The following is a 17,409-nucleotide window of genomic DNA, read 5'->3' as shown; positions in this document are numbered from 1 at the left end:
ACCCGGTTCAAAGCTCAGGCCCTATGGAGAAGTGAATACGGAAACCGCCCGGGTCTTCCAGGGCGTGCGCCAGGTCGACACGTATCGGCCCCACCGGCGACACCCAGCGGATGCCCACGCCGACGCCGGTCTTGAGGCTGGGCAGTTCAAGGTTATTGAACGAGTTGCCCTGGTCGACAAAGGTCGCGATACGCCATTTCTCGGCAATGGAATATTGGTACTCGACACTGCCGGCCACCAGGTAGCGCCCGCCGATCTTGTCGCCGTCGGAGTTTTCCGGGGACAGGGTCTGGTAGTCGTAGCCGCGCACGCTCTGGTCGCCGCCGGCGAAGAAGCGCAGTGACGGCGGGATGTCCTTGTAGCCGTTGGTGACACTGCCGCCAAACTGCACGCGGCCCAGCAGGCGGTGGTTTTCGCCCAGGGTGGTCAGGCCCTTGAGCAGCACGTTGCCGTGGATCAGGTTGGCGTCCGAGCCTAGTCCTTCCTTCGCCACCTGGGTGTCGAACTGCAGGCGGTAACCGTTGTGCGGATCGACCTTGTTGTCGCTTTTCAGGTACGAATAGCTGATGCCCGGCATCAACAGGGTGCTCAGGCCGCTGTCGTTGCCCAGCCGGTACTCCTCGCGCTGCCACTTCAGCGAGATCACCCGCTGCCAGCCGCTGGGCAGTTTACTGTGCCACTCGGGGCCCACGGTCAGCAGCTTGCTGAGGCTGTCGGTGTCGGCTATTTCCTCATACTGGTAACCCGCGGCCCAGCGCAACTTGTCGGTCAGTGGCGGGTCCAGGGGGCGGTCGTACCATAGGCCGATATTCTGCCGGGGCGCCGATATTTCGGCTTCGGTGCCGTAGCTGTCGCCGTGGGAATTGACCCAGTGGCGGGTCCAGTTGGCCTTGATGCGCGGCCCCACATCGGTGGAGTAGCCGGGGCCTATGCCGATGGTGCGTGGCTTGCGGGTCTTGAGCTGCACGTCCACCGGTATCACCTGCCCTTCGGCGGAGGTAGGCGCGGCGTCCACGCGCATGCTTTCGAAATAGCCGCTCGACTGCAGGGCCTGGTTGAGTTCGGCCACCAGTTGCGAGTCATAGGGGGTGCCGGCCTTGAACGGCACCATGCGTTGCAGCAGGTCGTCGTCGAATGGCGTGTCGCCTTCGAAGTGCACGGCACCGAGGGTGAAGCGTGGGCCGCTTTCATACACAAGCTCGATGTCGGCGACACCGGCGGCCGGGTCCACGGCCAGGCGTTGCTGGGTGAAGTGGCCTTTGAAGTAACCGTAGCGCGAGGCCTGGTTGAGGATGAGCTGCTTGGCGTCCTCGTAATGGCCATGGTTGAGCACCGCACCGGGGCGCAGGTCGGCGCTGTTGGGCAGGCGGAAGCCCTTGAACTGGCTGGCCGGCCCTTCCACACGGAGGGTGACGTTGCGCAGGTGAATGGGCTCGCCCGGCTCGATGCTCAGCACCAGTTGCGGGTTGGCACCCTCCTTCACCCGGCTGGCAATGTGCGCCTGGTAAAAGCCGAGGGCCTGGGCGGCTTTGGCGGCCTGCTCTTCGGCGCCCCGGCTGAAACGCTCAAGGGCTTCGGCGTCACGGGCGCCGAGGCTGCCAATGTAGCCTTCGATATTGGCCTTGAGCTCGGAATTGGCTGGTTTTACCTGTACCACCAGTTCGCTCTGCGCTTGCGCGGCAAAACTCGTGAACAGCAACACCAGACCGCGGGTAAATCGTCCTGAAAACTTCATGGCGCGGATGCTATCACGGTAAAGCGGCGTTTTAAGAGCGGATCAGCCCTCGCAAGATTCTGATTCTAGACGCGAATGTGTTCCAAATGTTGCGGGCTTGCATGAAAAAACACATGTTCCCGGACCGGTCCCACGGCAATCTCGCCAATTTCCTCGTAGCCCTGGCGCTGGTAGAACGCCAGATAACGAGGGTTGCCGGTGTCCAGCACCACGCCATCGGAGTGCTCGTCGTCGGCGCACCAGTTATGCACCGCCGTCAGCAGTTGCTCGCCGAAGTGGTGCCCCTGGTATTGCGGGTGAATGGCCAGCAGCGGCAACACATGCACCGCTTCGCTGGGCAGGCAGGCCAGCACCGACTGGTAATATTCCAGGTAGCGACGGGTGCAGTTCAGGCCCGTGCTCAACAGCATGCGCAGGCGCCACGCCCAACTTTCGGTGATGCCCAGCCGGCGCTGCGGCGGCGCGATGAGCGCCACGCCCACCAGCCGGTCCTCGTGCAGCAGGCCGATGCCGGGCAAGTCCTGGAGGAAATGCTGTTTGACCAGTTCGCGCACCGTGGCCCGTACCCGTTGCTCGTAGCCTGTGCGCTGCGCCTCGAATACGTAGGCAAAGGTCGGTTCGTGACGGTAGGCGTGGTACAGCAGCGAACGCACTTCGCTGGCGTAACCGCCGTCCAGCATCACCACCTGGGCCGTTTCGCTGGCAGTCTGGGACATGGTCAAGCTCCTGTGCACAACGGCGCCGCTTGAGTGCGGCACGTTCTTGTATTGGGGTACGGCAGGGTTGCGAGGTTCCATCTATCTGGACGTTAGCAGTGCGCGCAGTGGCTCGCCATGCTGGCCCCGGCACGGCCCATCCGTTAGCATCGGCGTTTTACCCAGGACTGCCGCCTCCATGAAGATTGTCTCGTTCAACATCAACGGCCTGCGCGCCCGGCCCCATCAGCTGGCGGCGCTGATCGAAAAACACCAGCCCGACGTCATCGGCCTGCAGGAAACCAAGGTCAGCGACGAGCAGTTCCCGCTGGCCGAGGTGCAGGCCCTGGGCTACCACGTGCACTACCACGGCCAGAAAGGTCACTACGGCGTGGCCCTGCTGTCGCGCCAGGCGCCGCTGGCCCTGCACAAGGGTTTCAGCACCGACGAGGAAGACGCCCAGCGCCGCTTCATCTGGGGCACCTTCGCCGACGCCAACGGCAACCCGGTGACCATCATGAACGGCTACTTCCCCCAAGGCGAAAGCCGCGACCACCCCACCAAGTTCCCCGCCAAGCAGCGCTTCTACGCCGACCTGCAAGCGCTGCTGGAAGGCCAGTTCAGCAACGACCAGGCGCTGGTGGTGATGGGTGACGTGAACATCTCCCCTGAAGACAGCGACATCGGCATCGGCCCCGACAACGCCAAGCGCTGGCTGAAGACCGGCAAGTGCAGCTTCCTGCCCGAGGAGCGCGAGTGGATGGCGCGCCTGAAGAACTGGGGCCTGGTGGACAGCTTCCGCCACCTGAACCCGGACGTTGCCGACCGCTTCAGCTGGTTCGACTACCGCAGCCGCGGCTTCGAGGACGAACCCAAGCGTGGCCTGCGCATCGACCTGATCATGGCCTCCCAGGGCCTGCTGCCGCGGGTGGCGGATGCCGGCGTGGACTATGAACTGCGCGGGATGGAAAAGCCGTCGGACCATGCGCCGATCTGGTTGAAGTTGAGCTGAGTGCAACCCGTGCCGCGATAGCCCGGTAGCCGTTGGCGAAGGCGGCGCCGGCCCTTGTTCACGTTGGAGACCTCCAGTGAACGCCAGGGCCAGCGCAGCCTGGCGGCAGCGGCTACAAGCCGCCGGGTCACGTCGGGGAGCAAACCCAGGCGCCCTGCTCGTTCACATACTGGTAACCTGCTTGTCTTATTCTCCCCGACACCCCTTCGGCCTCCCCGGTGCCTGCGACGATGCCCCGCCTTCCCCGCCTTCTGTCTGTACTCTGCCTGGCATTGCCCCTGGCCGCCTGGGCCCAGGTGCCGGTCCTGCGCATCCAGGGTTCCAATACCATCGGCGCCGAGCTGGGCCCCGCGTTGGTGCAGGCGATGCTGCAGGACCAAGGGCTGAAGCAGGTCGAGGTGCAGCCTGGCACCCATGCCAACGAACAGCAGGTGTCAGCCGTAACCGTGGATGGCCAGCAGCTGCGCATCGAGATTGATGCCCACGGCTCCAGCACCGGGTTCAGCGCCTTGGAGCATGGCGAGGCAGACCTTGCGGCCGCCTCACGCCCCATCAAGGACAGCGAACTGGTGGCCCTGGACCGCCTGGGCGACCTGAGAAGCGCCGAGGCCGAGCAGGTGATTGCCATCGATGGCGTAGCGGTGATCGTGCACCCCGACAACCCGTTGCGGCAGTTGAGCACCGAGCAACTGGCGCGCATTTTTGCCGGCGAGGTGCGCGACTGGGCCGAGGTGGGCATGGGCCACGGCCCGATTCACCTGTATGCCCGCGATGATCAGTCCGGCACCTGGGAGACGTTCAAGGAATTGGTACTGGCCCCGCGCGGCAAGGCGCTGGCGCCCCAGGCGCGGCGGCTTGAGTCCAGCGAACAACTGTCGGATGAGGTCAGCCATGACCCCCAGGCCATCGGTTTCATCGGCCTGCCCTATGTGCGCCAGGCCCGCGCGCTGGCCATCGGCGACGGCGCGGCCCAGGCCATGGCGCCCAGCATCAGCCTGATCGCCACCGAGGACTATCCACTGTCGCGGCGCCTGTATTTCTACTTGCCGCCGGCGCGCAACAACCCCTGGGCGCAATCGCTGGTGCGCTTCACCCAGAGCGACAAGGGCCAGGCCATCGTCGCCCGCTACGGTTTCGTCTCACAGACAGTGCAGGCCATCCAGGTGCCTGCCACCGCGAACATGCCCGCCGACTACCGTCAGCTGGCGGCCGAAGCCCAGCGCCTGTCGGTGAATTTTCGCTTTGCCGAAGGCAGCGCCAGTCTCGACAACAAGGCCCTGGCGGATGTGCAGCGGGTGCTGGCCTACCTGCGCGCACGCGGCAAGACGTTCAAGGACGTGACCCTGGTGGGCTTTGGCGACGCCAAGGATGACAGCGCCCGCGCCCTGCTGCTGTCGCGTTTGCGCGCCATGACCGTGCGCCGCGAACTGGCGCGCAGCGGCGTGGTGCTGCGCGACATTCGCGGGCTGGGGGCGGAGATGCCGGTAGCCACCAACGACCTGGACGAAGGCCGCATCAAGAACCGGCGGGTGGAAGTGTGGGTGTATTGAGTGCGGACGCGGCCTACGGCCGCTGCTACGGGGCCCCGTGTACCTCGTCTATTGCGGCGGCTGCATCGCGGCCAAGGCCGGCTCCTACCAGGTACGGTGTAGGAGCCGACTTTAGTCGCGATGCAGACGACGCCGTTTCAGGACAGTTGCTGCTACGCCGGGGGGTCAACCCTGCTCGCGCGAGCTGCGCAGCAGCTCCTTGGGCACGTACTTGCCAATCTCGTATTTGCCAATGGCCGCGCGGTGTACTTCATCCGGCCCGTCGGCCAGGCGCAGGGTGCGCTGCATGGCGTACATGTAGGCCAGCGGGAAGTCGCCACTAACGCCAGCGCCACCGTGGATCTGGATGGCGCGGTCGATCACCCGCAGCGCCACGTTGGGCGCCACCACCTTGATTTGCGCAATCTCGCTCTTGGCCACCTTGTTGCCAGCGGTGTCCATCATGTAGGCCGCTTTCAGGGTCAGCAGCCGGGCCATGTCGATTTCCATGCGCGAGTCGGCGATCTTGTCGATGTTGCCGCCCAGGCGCGCCAGCGGCCGGCCAAAAGCGGTGCGCGCCACCGAGCGCTTGCACATCAGCTCCAGCGCGCGCTCGGCCATGCCGATGGAGCGCATGCAGTGGTGGATGCGCCCCGGGCCCAGCCGCCCTTGGGCAATCTCGAAGCCGCGCCCCTCGCCCAGCAGCACGTTCTCGTAAGGCACGCGCACGTTGTCGAACAGCACCTCGGCGTGGCCGTGGGGCGCATCGTCGTAGCCGAACACCGGCAGCGGCCTTACGATCTTCACCCCTGGGGTATCGACCGGCACCAGAATCATCGAGTGCTGCTGGTGGCGCGGGCCATCCGGGTTGCTCAGGCCCATGAAGATGAGGATCTTGCAGCGCGGGTCGCAGGCGCCCGAGGTCCACCATTTGCGGCCGTTGATCACCCACTCATCACCCTGGCGCTCGGCGCGCGCGGCCATGTTGGTGGCGTCGGACGAGGCCACGTCGGGCTCGGTCATGGCGAACGCCGAGCGAATCTCGCCGCGCAGCAGCGGTTCCAGCCAGCGGCGCTTGTGCTCCTCACTGCCGTAACGCACCAGCACCTCCATGTTGCCGGTGTCGGGCGCCGAGCAGTTGAACGGCTCTGGGCCCAGCAGCGAGCGGCCCATGATCTCCGCCAGCGGCGCGTATTCCAGATTGGTCAGGCCGGCACCCAGTTCCGATTCGGGCAGGAACAGGTTCCACAAGCCTTCGGCGCGGGCCTTGGCTTTCAACTCTTCCATGATGGCGCTGGGCTGCCAGCGGTCGCCTTCGGCCACCTGGCGTTCGAACACCGGCTCGGCGGGGTAAACGTATGCATCCATGAACGCGGTCACGCGTTCACGCAATTCCTGAACCTTGGGCGAATAAGCGAAATCCATGGGGCGGCTACCTTTGAGCAAGGGTTGTCGTGGGCATGGATTCGATGCTAGAACAGGCACCAAGATTTATCTAACCTATTCTCGGCGTCTATTATCATTCATCACCGATATAGGATGACGCGATGCATCGGCATAACCACAACAAGAGCGCTGCCACATGAATCTGAGCAAGGTCGACCTGAATCTGTTCATCGTCTTCGACGCCATCTACACCGAGGCCAACCTTACCCGCGCCGGGCAGATCGTCGGCATCACCCAGCCGGCGGTGTCCAACGCCCTGGCCCGGCTGCGCGAAACCTTCAATGACCCGCTGTTCGTGCGCACCGCCCAAGGCATGGTGCCCACGCCCATGGCGCAGAACATCATCGGCCCGGTGCGCAACGCTCTTTCACTGTTGCGCGTGTCGGTACAGGAAAGCCGCATCTTCAACCCGTTGCAGGCCAGCAAGACCTTCCGCATCAGCATGACCGACCTCACCGAGGCGGTAATACTGCCGCCCATGTTCCAGCGCCTGCGCCGCCTGGCGCCAGCGGTGGTCATCGAGAGTTTCCTGTGCAAGCGCCGCGAGACCACCAAGGAGCTCGCTGCCGGGCGCCTGGATTTCGCCGTGGACGCGCCGTTGAACACCGACCCGCAGGTGCGCCACGTCAAATTGATGGAAGACCAGTACGTGTGCGCCCTGCGCAAGGGCCACCCGCTGACCAAGGAGAAGATCACCCTGGACGACTACCTGGCGCTGACCCACATCCACATCTCCAGCCGCCGCAACGGCCTGGGCTACGTGGACCTGGCGCTGGGCAAGATGGGCCTGCAGCGCAAGATTGCCTTGCGCTCGCAGCATTACCTGATGGCCTCCCAAGTGCTGCAGCAGACCGACATGGTGATGACCGTGCCCGAGCGTTTCGCCCGCCGCCACGACCTCAACTACGTGGCCCTGCCGGTGAACGACGTGCCACCGGTGGAAACCCACCTGTATTGGCACGAAAGCACCGACCAGGACCCGGCCAACCGCTGGATGCGCGAGCAGATGATCGAGCTGGGCCAGTTGGTGACCCGCGCCGACCACCTGCCCCAGGCCGCCAACGCTGGGCGCTGACGGCCGCCGGGGTTACGCCTCCAGGGGCTGGAAGTGCTGGCGCGCCTGGGCCGGGCTGATGGGGCTGCGCCACACTTTCGCCGGTGTATTCTGCGCTTCCCATTGCGCACCCAGCCGCGCCTGGTCGGCACGCTTCACGTGGGCGGCGGCAAAGTTGTCGAAGGCGTGGCGCATTTTCCCATAGTGGAAATGCGCCACCCACAAGTCCTCGCCGCTGGCCACGTCGACCATCACGTACTCCTGCAGGAACTGCTGCGTGTCGAGTTCCGGCACCCGGCCGATGCGCCGCTCCAGGCGGATGGCCTGCTGGCCCAGCAGGTACTCGGCGTGGGCCATGCTGGGCTGTGGCATGCCCTTGCTCAAGCGAATGCGCAGCCCGGTGGCCTCGGTGATTAATTGCGCACCCCGCCCACGCAGGCGCGCCACCAGCGCCACGGTGTCATCGCTGGCAGTGGACAGGCGCTCTATGCTTGCCGCCAACTCCAGCAGCCCGCGCCCTTCGTTGCTGATCAGATCATCGACACTGGCCAGGGCCATGCCGCGCCGCGCGTAGCCTTCGGCACGCAGCACCAGGCCGTCGCTGTTGGCGAGCTGCATCCGCGCCTGGGCTTGCAGGTCGGCCAGCCGGGCCTGGGTCACCGCCGCTTCACGCAAGGCCCAGCGATTGTTGCCCTGCAAGTCATAATGGCGGACGGTGCCGTCACTAACCTCGACTTGCATGGAGCGTTGTGCGCCCTCGCCGACCTCGGTGCCGATCAACACGCGGTCGTCCACCGTCTCGAACACCCGTTTGCGCGCGCCGCCCTCCGGCTGTGGCCGGGCCGGATGGTCGATGGCCCCATCCAGATCGCGCTGTGCTTCATTGAGCATGGCCTTCAGCACGCGTAGCAGGCGCTTGCGGTAGCGCAGGTCGATATACTGCGGGAACATCGCCGTCCATTCCTCGACCTGCCAGCCAAACGCTTCAATGGCAGTGACGAAATCAGACAAGATGCGCCGCCGCTGGGCGGCGCTGAGATTGAGCACCTCGGTATCGCGCCAGGTGGCGAGCAGTACATCCAGGTGCCGGACGTCGCGCACGATCATGCCGCTGAGAAACATCCGCTCCGGGTCAAGCGTCATCTCGGGCTTGAGCACCAGCTTGAGCAAGTCATCCGCCTGGTCGGCACTGTATAACCTGGGGCGATACTGGTAGCGGTGCTTTTCCAGCAAGCGGGTCAGATCGGCATCGTCGCCAGACCCCAGCTTCCCGCGACTCGACTCCTGATGGAAGCGCAGGCTCCATTCGGCAATGGCATCCGATTGCGCCAACACGGCGACCCGCGCATCGCGAAGCGCGACCAGCTCGCCGCTGATACGGCTGACGAACTCGTCGACGCTGAGGGTGCCTTGCTCGACCGCGTCGATCAGGTGCTGGTGCGCAGCATGCCGCACCATGAATTCGGCTTTCAACGACTGGCGCAGCAACTGACTGGCATGAATCATTAATTGCAAACGGTGCAGCAGCTGATAGCGCACCTTACCCAGCATGGTCGGGTATTTTCGGGCTTGGAACAGCGCTTTGTTTTCCCGGATACCCAGCAAAAACCGGTCACACGCCTGTATATGCTCGACTACCACCACAAAGGCGGCTTCACGCAGCGTCTCGTCCCGCGGGTTGGACCGGGCATAACGGTCCCAGGCGTCATTGGCAGCCTCCAGTAGCCGATCCACCTCCTCCTGGCCTGCGCTCAGCTGCCGAATCGTAGCGCGCCGATTACGCTGGGTCGCATCGCCCAGCCACTCCGGCAATTGCCGCTGCACGGCCAACGGCAGGCGCTCGGCGGTGCTGTCGAGCATGGCCCCCACAGCGTTTCCCCCTCCCTGGAGCCCGGCGTCCACCAGGCGACCGAAAATTGCCCCGTGGGTTTGCCACTGGCCACTGCCATCCAGCCTCACCGGCTGGCGATAGGTTTTCAGCGCCGTGCCGCTCAAGCGCCACGTGTTGTAGGTGGCGTCCCACTGCACCGCATAGGCGCTACCACCGCGCAAAATGTAGTGACTGCCCCCATGGCTGTACACACCGCCCTGTGCCGACTGCAGCAAGGCAGGCACAATATCGCTCTCGTAACCGCGAAAGGCCGACACATGCCCGCGCCCAGTGACCGGCGCCAGGCGCCTGGCCGCCTGGGGGCCGAGCTGACGTGCACGCACACCAGCGCGCAGGCTCGTGACGTTGCCAACTCCACCGGCCACGGTGCCCGGTAGAATGTCCATCGCCGCGCCGATCAGCGACGCCAGCATGTTTTCCAGTTCCAGCAATCCGTCCGCCGAATCGCCACGGCGGAATGCCTGCACCGCCTGTACCGCGCTGTCGATAGCATCGAAGACGGCCACGGCGGCGCCCACGAACGGCAGCAGCCCGACCACCACCTTGATGATGACGAAAATGCTCTCGTGACTACGGGCGGCGGCCTCCAGCCACAGCTGGTCCTGGGTGCGCGCCGTAGTGCGATGGTGGCTGAGCATGCGCCCCATCTGCAGGTTCAGTTGATACTCGGCGACACTGCTGGCCGGACCGATGCGCTCGCCGGGCACCAGCCAGCCGTCGTAATTGCGCAGCTGTGCCTCGCGCATATAGGCGCCATGGTCGGCGGCCAGGCCGCTGGAGGGCAATGCCGCCAGGTAGTCGACCATGCGCGACTCCAGGCTCATTTGCACCAGCAGGCGGCAGGCCTCGGCCATGTTGTCATGCTGGGTCAGCACCTTGCCGTTAGGCGCGTCGGGCAGGTAAAGCAGAGTCAACCCGCCGGCCGGATGGTTGATCAACACCACCCCGGCCAGGGCGCTGCCGGTTGGGGTGCCGGTGCCCTTGAACTGCACCCAGTGCAGTTGCGCCGCAGGGTTTTCCAGCAGCGCCAGCGCCGCGTCGTCCAGCCGCGAGCGGCGCAGCGCCAGTTGAGCTTGCAGGCGCAGGCTTGCCTGCCAGGGCGCCAGCAATGTGGTACGGCGGGCCTGGATGGCCTCCGGCCCCTCGCCGGGCAGCCCTTTGAAGGCGTCGCGCAAGGTACTTTCGTAGCGGGCCGGCAGGTCCAGCTCCTCGAACAGCGCCTTGAGCTGGGCCAGGGTTGGCAACACTGTGCTGGCGGCCACGCCGCGCGGTTCGACGCGAGCGAAGTGCAGGCGCTTGGCGAGATCTTCGTCAATGCCCGCAAGCGCCAGCTGGACCAGGGACAGCTGTTCGCGCGCCTCACTGGGCTGGGTGATCATTTTCGCCGGGGTGCCTGGCGCCCCGGAGCCGGGAACGGTCTCGCGCACCGTGGCCACCGAGACCGGCAAGTCGATGACCAGGTTTTCCGGTTGCAGGTTGAACGCCAGTTGCAGGCGCCGCGCCAGGGCTGCGGCGACGAACTCATCGCGGGGCGGCACGTCACGCGCCAGCAGGTTTTGCGCCTTTTCCAGCGCGTTCAAGTAGTCGCCGAGGCGCTGGCCAAGCTCCTCCCGAGCCTGCTGGTTCAGGCCGCGCAGCCAGGTGGGCAAGCCCTCGGCCAGGGTCACGGTTTCGTCCTCGAACAACACGTCGAGGAACGCCTGGTCGCGAGCGTCGTGACGCGGTGCTTCCAGGGCCGCCAATGCCTCGAGGCGCCAGCGCTGCAGCGAGGCCTCCGGCGTCCCGGCATCGGCGTATAAACGCTCGCCCCGTTCGATGGCTTGGGCATGGAGGTACAACGGGCGCCACTGGCGCTTGAGGCCCACGTCGAAGGCGTTACCGACAATGGGCGCGTAGGAAAATGAAACTTGCCCATGCAAGGTCGGGTCGGCCTCGGCCAACCCCTCCAGCACGGCCACCTGGAAGGCATCCAGCGAATCGAACTGCGCCAGGCCGCCATGGGCCCCTGGCCAGTAAACCAGCACTCCCCAGCTACCGGCGGTGTCGTGCACGGCATTGGCATGGGTAATGACCATGACCCCGGCCAGCACGTCGTTACCGCTGGCGCCCAGCAGGGCCACATCGGCGATCAAGGTGTTACCGGTGTTGCGGTCGGCATCGTCGGGTGTGTCGAGCAGCGCTTCCAACCGGGTGGCCTGTTCGCCCTTGAGTTGCCCCAGGGCCTGCATCATGTCGAACTCGGCGCGCAGAGCCTTGGCGTGGGCGGCACTGAGGTTGTCGAACAGAATGTGGCCGGGGGCCAGTTCAGCCCAGGCTTCAGTACGCCCGAGCAGTGGCCGCGCAGCCAGCAGGCAGGCTTGGCGCGCCGCGCCTATGGCCTGCTGGTAATCGCGCAGCGTGCGCCATTGCGCGGACTTCAGGTCGGCATTGCCACCCACGGTAGCGCGAATGGCAGCGAGTTGCTGGCTGACCTGCCATTCACGCCAATAAGGGTCGATTTCTTCGGCAAAGGCGCCAAACAGCAATGCAGGCGGGGCAAGTGGTGTGTCGTTCATGGGCTGCAGTCCTTGCAGGGGGAATGAGCGCCCATTGGGCCCGGCTGCCCGGTTTGCCAGGTGGTAATTACCTAGGCGCATCTTGACGTTAACGTCAAGCAAGGTTTACGTTGACGTCAACCGCCCTGTCGAGCCCGACCATGACCTACAGCATCTCCGACCTGTCCCGCGAACTGGACATCACCACCCGCGCCATCCGCTTCTATGAAGAACAAGGCATGCTCAGCCCGGAACGCCGTGGCCAGGAGCGTATCTATTCGCCCCGCGACAAGGTCACCCTGAAACTCATCCTGCGTGGCAAGCGCATTGGTTTTTCCCTGGCCGAGTGCCGCGAGCTGATCGAGCTGTACGACCCCAGCGGCAACCACAGGCAACTGACCAGCATGCTGGCGAAGATCACCGAGCGCCGCGCGCAACTGGCCCAGCAGTTGCTGGACATACAGCAGATGCAACTGGAACTGGACACCGCCGAAGAGCGCTGCACCCAGGCCCTGGCCGAGCTCGGCGCACAACCTGTTACCACCCAGGAGTAACACCATGGCCCTGCCCCACAGCGTGCGCCTGATCGAAGTCGGCCCCCGTGACGGCCTGCAGAACGAGGCCAGCCCCATCAGTGTCATCGACAAGGCGCGCTTGGTGAACGAGCTGGCCGCCTGTGGTTATTCCTATATAGAAGCGGGCAGCTTCGTCTCGCCCAAGTGGGTGCCGCAGATGGCCGGCTCTGCCGAGGTGTTCGCCAGCCTCCAGCGCGTGCCGGGGGTGACCTACGGCGCGCTGACGCCCAACCTGCAAGGTTTCGAGGCGGCACTGGCGGCTGGCGCGGACGAGGTGGCGGTGTTCGCCGCAGCGTCCGAAAGCTTCTCGCAGCGCAACATCAATTGCTCCATTGCCGCCAGCCTCGAACGCTTCGCGCCGGTGATGGCAGCGGCCAAGGCCGCCGGGGTGCCGGTGCGCGGCTACGTGTCGTGTGTACTGGGCTGCCCCTACGAAGGCGCCATTGCCCCGGCACAAGTGGCCGCCGTGGCGCGCGAACTGCACGCGATGGGCTGCCGGGAAATTTCCCTGGGCGACACCATCGGCGTGGGCACGCCCGGCGCCACGCGCAACCTGTTCCAGGCGGTGGCGCGGGAGGTGCCGCTGGCGCAGCTGGCCGGGCACTTCCATGACACCTACGGCCAGGCCCTGGCCAATATCTACGCAGCGTTGCTGGAAGGCATCAGCGTGTTCGACAGTTCCGTGGCCGGCCTGGGCGGCTGCCCCTATGCCAAGGGCGCCAGCGGCAATGTCGCCAGCGAAGACGTGCTGTACCTGTTGCAGGGGCTGGGCATTCACACCGGCATCGACCTGGACGCCGTCATCGCCGTGGGCGAGCGCATCAGTCAACAGCTTGGCCGCGCCAACGGCTCGCGGGTAGCACAAGCGCGCCGGTGTGGCTGAGGGGTGTTACCCCTCCCGCGTTTTCCGAGTATCAGGGAAACACTTTGAGCGTTCCTTTTCCGACACCCGCGTGCCTTGGAGCGACCAAACCCCCGTTTTCATTGGGTTTCGAAAAGTTGGCACGGCATCTGCTTTATCTCTCGTACAACAAAAACAACAAACTCAGTACCACCCAATAAAAACAACACGTAACGGCTCTGGCATAACAAGAACAAACGCGGCAGAGGCGAAGCTAACAGATTTTTTTGGAGAGGATGCGCCACCGGGGCTTGCCCCACACCGTACACAGAACAACAAAACTGCCCTGAGGCAGCGACGTACCGGTGACAGGCGAATCAGCGCTCAAAAAAATACGTTTGCTCTTGACCCAGGATGTGGGTCACACGAAACAGCGGTAAAGGGTCACGGTCGCCAAAAACAACAACAGGCCGCCCCTCAATAATAAAAAAAGAGCAGGCAACAATACCTTGAGGGGAGCTTCGGCTCCCCTCAGTGCTTTCCGCAACAACCCAAATCCCACAGAAATGGCACGTTCCAACAAACGTAGGCGCCGGCCTTGGCCGCGACAGGCCGCGCGGGCGGCCGGTGGTTGCCGTGATTGAGTATCCCGTCGAGTGAATTTGACATCCCGCACAGGGGTGCGACAAAGTGTCACCTCACCCGCACACTTCCCCACGAAACGGGTAACAGGGAAACACATCGGGATGTGAAATCTGGTGAAAAATTCCTGAAAACGGCGAAAGCCCCGAATTCATTGGGTTTTGAAAAGTTGGCACGGGACCTGCTTTATCTCTCGTACAACAAAAACAATAAAACTGCAGTACCCAATAAAAACAACACGTAACGGCTCTGGCATAACAAGAACAATCGCGGCAGAGGCGAAGCTAACAGATTTTTTTGGAGAGGATGCGCCACCGGGGCTTGCCCCACACCGTACACAGAACAACAAAACTGCCCCGAGGCAGCGACGTACCGGTGACAGGCGAATCAGCGCTCAAAAAAATACGTTTGCTCTTGACCCAGGATGTGGGTCACACGAAACAGCGGTAAAGGGTCACGGTCGCCAAAAACAACAACAGGCCGCCCCTCAATAATAAAAAAAGAGCAAGCAACAAGACCTTGAGGGGAGCTTCGGCTCCCCTCAGTGCTTTCCGCGATTTATTCCCTCCCCCTTCCCACCGCACCGATTTGACAGCCCGCGCCAGCAGGTTTACGTTAACGTAAAGGTCAGCATTCATTCCATAAAAACAATCCATGAAGGGCCACCCATGCGCTACCCGACCCTGAATTTCGCCTTGGGCGAAACTATCGACATGCTCCGCGACCAGGTGCAGGCGTTTGCCGCCGCCCAGATCGCCCCGCGCGCCGCGCAGATCGACCGTGACAACCTGTTCCCCGCCGACCTGTGGCGGCAGTTCGGCGACATGGGCCTGCTGGGCGTTACCGTGCCGGAAGAATATGGCGGCGCAGGCCTTGGCTACCTGGCCCACGTGGTGGCCATGGAAGAAATCAGCCGCGCCTCGGCGTCAGTGGCATTGTCCTACGGCGCCCACTCCAACCTGTGCGTGAACCAGATCAACCGTAACGGCAGCCACGCGCAAAAGCTCAAATACCTGCCCAGACTGATCAGTGGCGAGCACGTCGGCGCCCTGGCCATGAGCGAACCCAACGCCGGTTCCGACGTGGTGTCCATGAAGCTGCGCGCCGACAAGCGTGGCGACCACTACGTGCTCAACGGCAGCAAGACCTGGATCACCAACGGCCCCGACGCCAACACTTATGTGATCTACGCCAAGACCGACCTGGAAAAAGGCGCCCATGGCATCACCGCCTTCATCGTCGAGCGCGACTGGGCCGGCTTCACCCGCAGCAACAAGTTCGACAAGCTGGGCATGCGCGGCTCCAACACCTGCGAGCTGTTCTTCGACGACGTGCAGGTGCCCGAAGAGAATATCCTCGGCGTGCTCAACGGCGGCGTGAAGGTGCTGATGAGCGGCCTGGACTACGAGCGCGTGGTGCTCTCGGGTGGCCCCACCGGCATCATGCAGGCCTGCATGGACTTGATCGTGCCCTACATTCACGACCGCAAGCAGTTCGGCCAGAGCATCGGCGAGTTCCAGCTGATACAGGGCAAGGTCGCCGACATGTACACCCAGCTCAACGCCAGCCGCGCCTACCTGTACGCCGTGGCCCAGGCCTGCGAGCGCGGCGAGACCGCGCGCAAGGACGCCGCCGGGGTGATCCTGTACACCGCCGAGCGCGCCACGCAGATGGCCCTGGACGCTATCCAGATTCTGGGCGGTAACGGTTACATCAACGAGTTCCCCGCCGGGCGCCTGCTGCGCGACGCCAAGCTGTACGAAATCGGCGCCGGCACCAGCGAGATCCGCCGCATGCTGATCGGCCGCGAGCTGTTCAACGAAACCCGCTGACGGAGCGCGCCCCATGGCTACCCTGCACACCCGACTCAACCCGCGCGCCGCCGACTTCCTCGCCAACAGCGCGGCCATGCTCGAACAGGTAGGCGCCCTGCGCAGCCTGCTCGCCCAGGTGCACGAAGGCGGCGGCGCCAAGGCCCAGCAGCGCCATACCTCGCGCGGCAAACTGCTGCCACGCGAGCGCATCAACCGCCTGCTGGACGCCGGTTCGCCGTTCCTGGAAATCGGTCAGCTGGCAGCTTATGACGTGTACGACGAGGCCGTGCCGGCCGCCGGCATCATCGCTGGTATCGGCCGCATCGAAGGCGTGGAATGCATGATCATCGCCAACGACGCCACGGTCAAAGGCGGCAGCTACTACCCGCTGACGGTAAAGAAGCACCTGCGCGCCCAGGCCATCGCCCAGGAAAACCGCCTGCCCTGCGTGTACCTGGTGGACTCGGGTGGCGCCAACCTGCCGCGCCAGGACGAGGTGTTCCCCGACCGTGAGCACTTTGGCCGCATCTTCTTCAACCAGGCCACCATGAGCGCCCAGGGCATCCCCCAGATCGCCGTGGTGATGGGTTCCTGCACCGCTGGCGGTGCGTACGTGCCGGCCATGTCGGACGAAACCATCATGGTCCGCGAGCAGGCGACGATCTTCCTCGCCGGGCCGCCACTGGTGAAGGCTGCTACCGGCGAGGTGGTGACTGCCGAGGCACTGGGTGGCGCCGACGTGCACTGCAAGGTCTCCGGCGTCGCCGACCATTACGCCGACAACGACGAACACGCGCTGGCCATCGCCCGGCGCTGCGTGGCCAACCTCAACTGGCGCAAGCAAGGGCAGTTGCAGTGCCAGGCGCCCAACGCCCCGCTCTACCCTGCCGACGAGCTGTACGGGGTGATACCGGCCGAAGCGAAGCAACCCTTCGATGTGCGCGAAGTGATCGCGCGGCTGGTGGACGGCTCGGTATTCGATGAATTCAAGGCGCTGTTCGGCACCACCCTGGTGTGCGGCTTCGCCCACCTGCACGGCATGCCCATCGCCATCCTCGGCAACAATGGCATCCTCTTCGCCGAAGCGGCGCAAAAAGGTGCGCACTTCATCGAACTGGCCTGCCAGCGCGGCATCCCGCTGCTGTTCCTGCAGAACATCACCGGCTTCATGGTTGGCCAGAAATACGAAGCCGGCGGCATCGCCAAGCACGGCGCCAAGCTGGTAACCGCGGTGGCCTGTGCGCGGGTGCCTAAGTTCACGGTGATCATCGGCGGCAGCTTCGGCGCCGGCAACTATGGCATGTGCGGCCGCGCGTACGACCCGCGCCTGTTGTGGATGTGGCCCAACGCGCGAATCGGCGTGATGGGCGCCGAACAGGCCGCCGGCGTGCTGGTGCAGGTCAAGCGCGAGCAGAGCGAACGCGCCGGTGGCAGCTTCAGCGCAGAGGAAGAAGCGGCATTGAAGCAGCCGATTCTCGAACAATACGAACGCCAGGCCCACCCTTACTACTCCAGCGCCCGCCTGTGGGACGACGGCGTCATCGACCCGGCGCAGACCCGCGACATCCTCGCCCTGGCCCTGTCGGCCGCCCTCAACGCGCCCATCGAAGCCAGCCGTTTCGGCATTTTCAGGATGTGACC

At 64.5% G+C, this 17,409-nt stretch carries 11 protein-coding genes; 7 read left to right on the top strand and 4 right to left on the bottom strand.

All coding sequences use genetic code 11. The features are described 5' to 3' along the window. Window positions 1-7: 7 nt before the first annotated feature. Together AC0SZ7_RS09880 and AC0SZ7_RS09875 are read right to left on the bottom strand one after the other, a co-directional pair. The gene (locus AC0SZ7_RS09880; protein ID WP_475504227.1) at window positions 8-1,735 is read right to left on the bottom strand and encodes an autotransporter assembly complex protein TamA; all 1,728 of its coding nucleotides are present in this window, start codon (window positions 1,733-1,735) and stop codon (window positions 8-10) included. Between the two features lie 65 nt (window positions 1,736-1,800). Next, window positions 1,801-2,451, bottom strand: coding sequence for a GNAT family N-acetyltransferase (locus AC0SZ7_RS09875; protein WP_475504226.1), 651 nt, complete (start codon window positions 2,449-2,451; stop codon window positions 1,801-1,803). Window positions 2,452-2,629: 178 nt separating this feature from the next. Between AC0SZ7_RS09875 and xthA the strand changes: the two genes are divergently transcribed. Both xthA and AC0SZ7_RS09865 read left to right on the top strand, forming a co-directional pair. Further along, window positions 2,630-3,442, top strand: a complete 813-nt coding sequence (gene xthA / locus AC0SZ7_RS09870; protein ID WP_475504225.1) for an exodeoxyribonuclease III — start codon at window positions 2,630-2,632, stop codon at window positions 3,440-3,442. Window positions 3,443-3,672: 230 nt separating this feature from the next. Then, on the top strand, window positions 3,673-4,992 hold the full coding sequence (locus AC0SZ7_RS09865; RefSeq protein WP_475504224.1) for a substrate-binding domain-containing protein: 1,320 nt from the start codon (window positions 3,673-3,675) through the stop codon (window positions 4,990-4,992). Window positions 4,993-5,157: 165 nt separating this feature from the next. On the opposite strand, the gene AC0SZ7_RS09860 is transcribed toward AC0SZ7_RS09865, so the two are convergent. Next, window positions 5,158-6,396, bottom strand: a complete 1,239-nt coding sequence (locus AC0SZ7_RS09860; protein ID WP_475504223.1) for an acyl-CoA dehydrogenase — start codon at window positions 6,394-6,396, stop codon at window positions 5,158-5,160. Window positions 6,397-6,553: 157 nt separating this feature from the next. Between AC0SZ7_RS09860 and AC0SZ7_RS09855 the strand changes: the two genes are divergently transcribed. Further along, the gene (locus AC0SZ7_RS09855; protein ID WP_475504222.1) at window positions 6,554-7,492 is read left to right on the top strand and encodes a LysR family transcriptional regulator; all 939 of its coding nucleotides are present in this window, start codon (window positions 6,554-6,556) and stop codon (window positions 7,490-7,492) included. A gap of 12 nt (window positions 7,493-7,504) precedes the next feature. Here AC0SZ7_RS09855 and AC0SZ7_RS09850 read toward each other — a convergent pair whose 3' ends face one another. Next, a complete protein-coding gene (locus AC0SZ7_RS09850) occupies window positions 7,505-11,917 on the bottom strand; it encodes a dermonecrotic toxin domain-containing protein (protein ID WP_475504221.1) in 4,413 nt (1,470 codons plus the stop codon). Between the two features lie 140 nt (window positions 11,918-12,057). On the opposite strand from AC0SZ7_RS09850, the gene AC0SZ7_RS09845 reads away from it, so the two are divergent. From AC0SZ7_RS09845 to AC0SZ7_RS09830, 4 genes are all read left to right on the top strand, one after another. Then, window positions 12,058-12,450 (top strand): MerR family transcriptional regulator, encoded by a 393-nt coding sequence (locus tag AC0SZ7_RS09845; RefSeq protein ID WP_475504220.1) that lies wholly within the window; start codon window positions 12,058-12,060, stop codon window positions 12,448-12,450. Window positions 12,451-12,454: 4 nt separating this feature from the next. Continuing rightward, window positions 12,455-13,354, top strand: coding sequence for a hydroxymethylglutaryl-CoA lyase (locus tag AC0SZ7_RS09840; protein WP_475504219.1), 900 nt, complete (start codon window positions 12,455-12,457; stop codon window positions 13,352-13,354). Between the two features lie 1,268 nt (window positions 13,355-14,622). Further along, a complete protein-coding gene (locus AC0SZ7_RS09835) occupies window positions 14,623-15,786 on the top strand; it encodes an isovaleryl-CoA dehydrogenase (protein WP_475504218.1) in 1,164 nt (387 codons plus the stop codon). A gap of 13 nt (window positions 15,787-15,799) precedes the next feature. Continuing rightward, window positions 15,800-17,407 (top strand): carboxyl transferase domain-containing protein, encoded by a 1,608-nt coding sequence (locus AC0SZ7_RS09830; RefSeq protein ID WP_475504217.1) that lies wholly within the window; start codon window positions 15,800-15,802, stop codon window positions 17,405-17,407. The last annotated feature ends 2 nt before the right edge of the window (window positions 17,408-17,409 follow it).

It is taken from the genome of Pseudomonas sp. JC1203 (assembly GCF_056175065.1).
This window is presented reverse-complemented; position numbering and strand designations above follow the sequence as displayed.

Excerpts from the sequence above, each read along its gene's own strand:
- AC0SZ7_RS09880 (WP_475504227.1), bottom strand. The coding sequence starts at position 1,735 with ATGAAGTTTTCAGGACGATTTACCCGCGGTCTGGTGTTGCTGTTCACG.
- AC0SZ7_RS09875 (WP_475504226.1), bottom strand. The coding sequence starts at position 2,451 with ATGTCCCAGACTGCCAGCGAAACGGCCCAGGTGGTGATGCTGGACGGC.
- xthA (WP_475504225.1), top strand. The coding sequence starts at position 2,630 with ATGAAGATTGTCTCGTTCAACATCAACGGCCTGCGCGCCCGGCCCCAT.
- AC0SZ7_RS09865 (WP_475504224.1), top strand. The coding sequence starts at position 3,673 with ATGCCCCGCCTTCCCCGCCTTCTGTCTGTACTCTGCCTGGCATTGCCC.
- AC0SZ7_RS09860 (WP_475504223.1), bottom strand. The coding sequence starts at position 6,396 with ATGGATTTCGCTTATTCGCCCAAGGTTCAGGAATTGCGTGAACGCGTG.
- AC0SZ7_RS09855 (WP_475504222.1), top strand. The coding sequence starts at position 6,554 with ATGAATCTGAGCAAGGTCGACCTGAATCTGTTCATCGTCTTCGACGCC.
- AC0SZ7_RS09850 (WP_475504221.1), bottom strand. The coding sequence starts at position 11,917 with ATGAACGACACACCACTTGCCCCGCCTGCATTGCTGTTTGGCGCCTTT.
- AC0SZ7_RS09845 (WP_475504220.1), top strand. The coding sequence starts at position 12,058 with ATGACCTACAGCATCTCCGACCTGTCCCGCGAACTGGACATCACCACC.
- AC0SZ7_RS09840 (WP_475504219.1), top strand. The coding sequence starts at position 12,455 with ATGGCCCTGCCCCACAGCGTGCGCCTGATCGAAGTCGGCCCCCGTGAC.
- AC0SZ7_RS09835 (WP_475504218.1), top strand. The coding sequence starts at position 14,623 with ATGCGCTACCCGACCCTGAATTTCGCCTTGGGCGAAACTATCGACATG.
- AC0SZ7_RS09830 (WP_475504217.1), top strand. The coding sequence starts at position 15,800 with ATGGCTACCCTGCACACCCGACTCAACCCGCGCGCCGCCGACTTCCTC.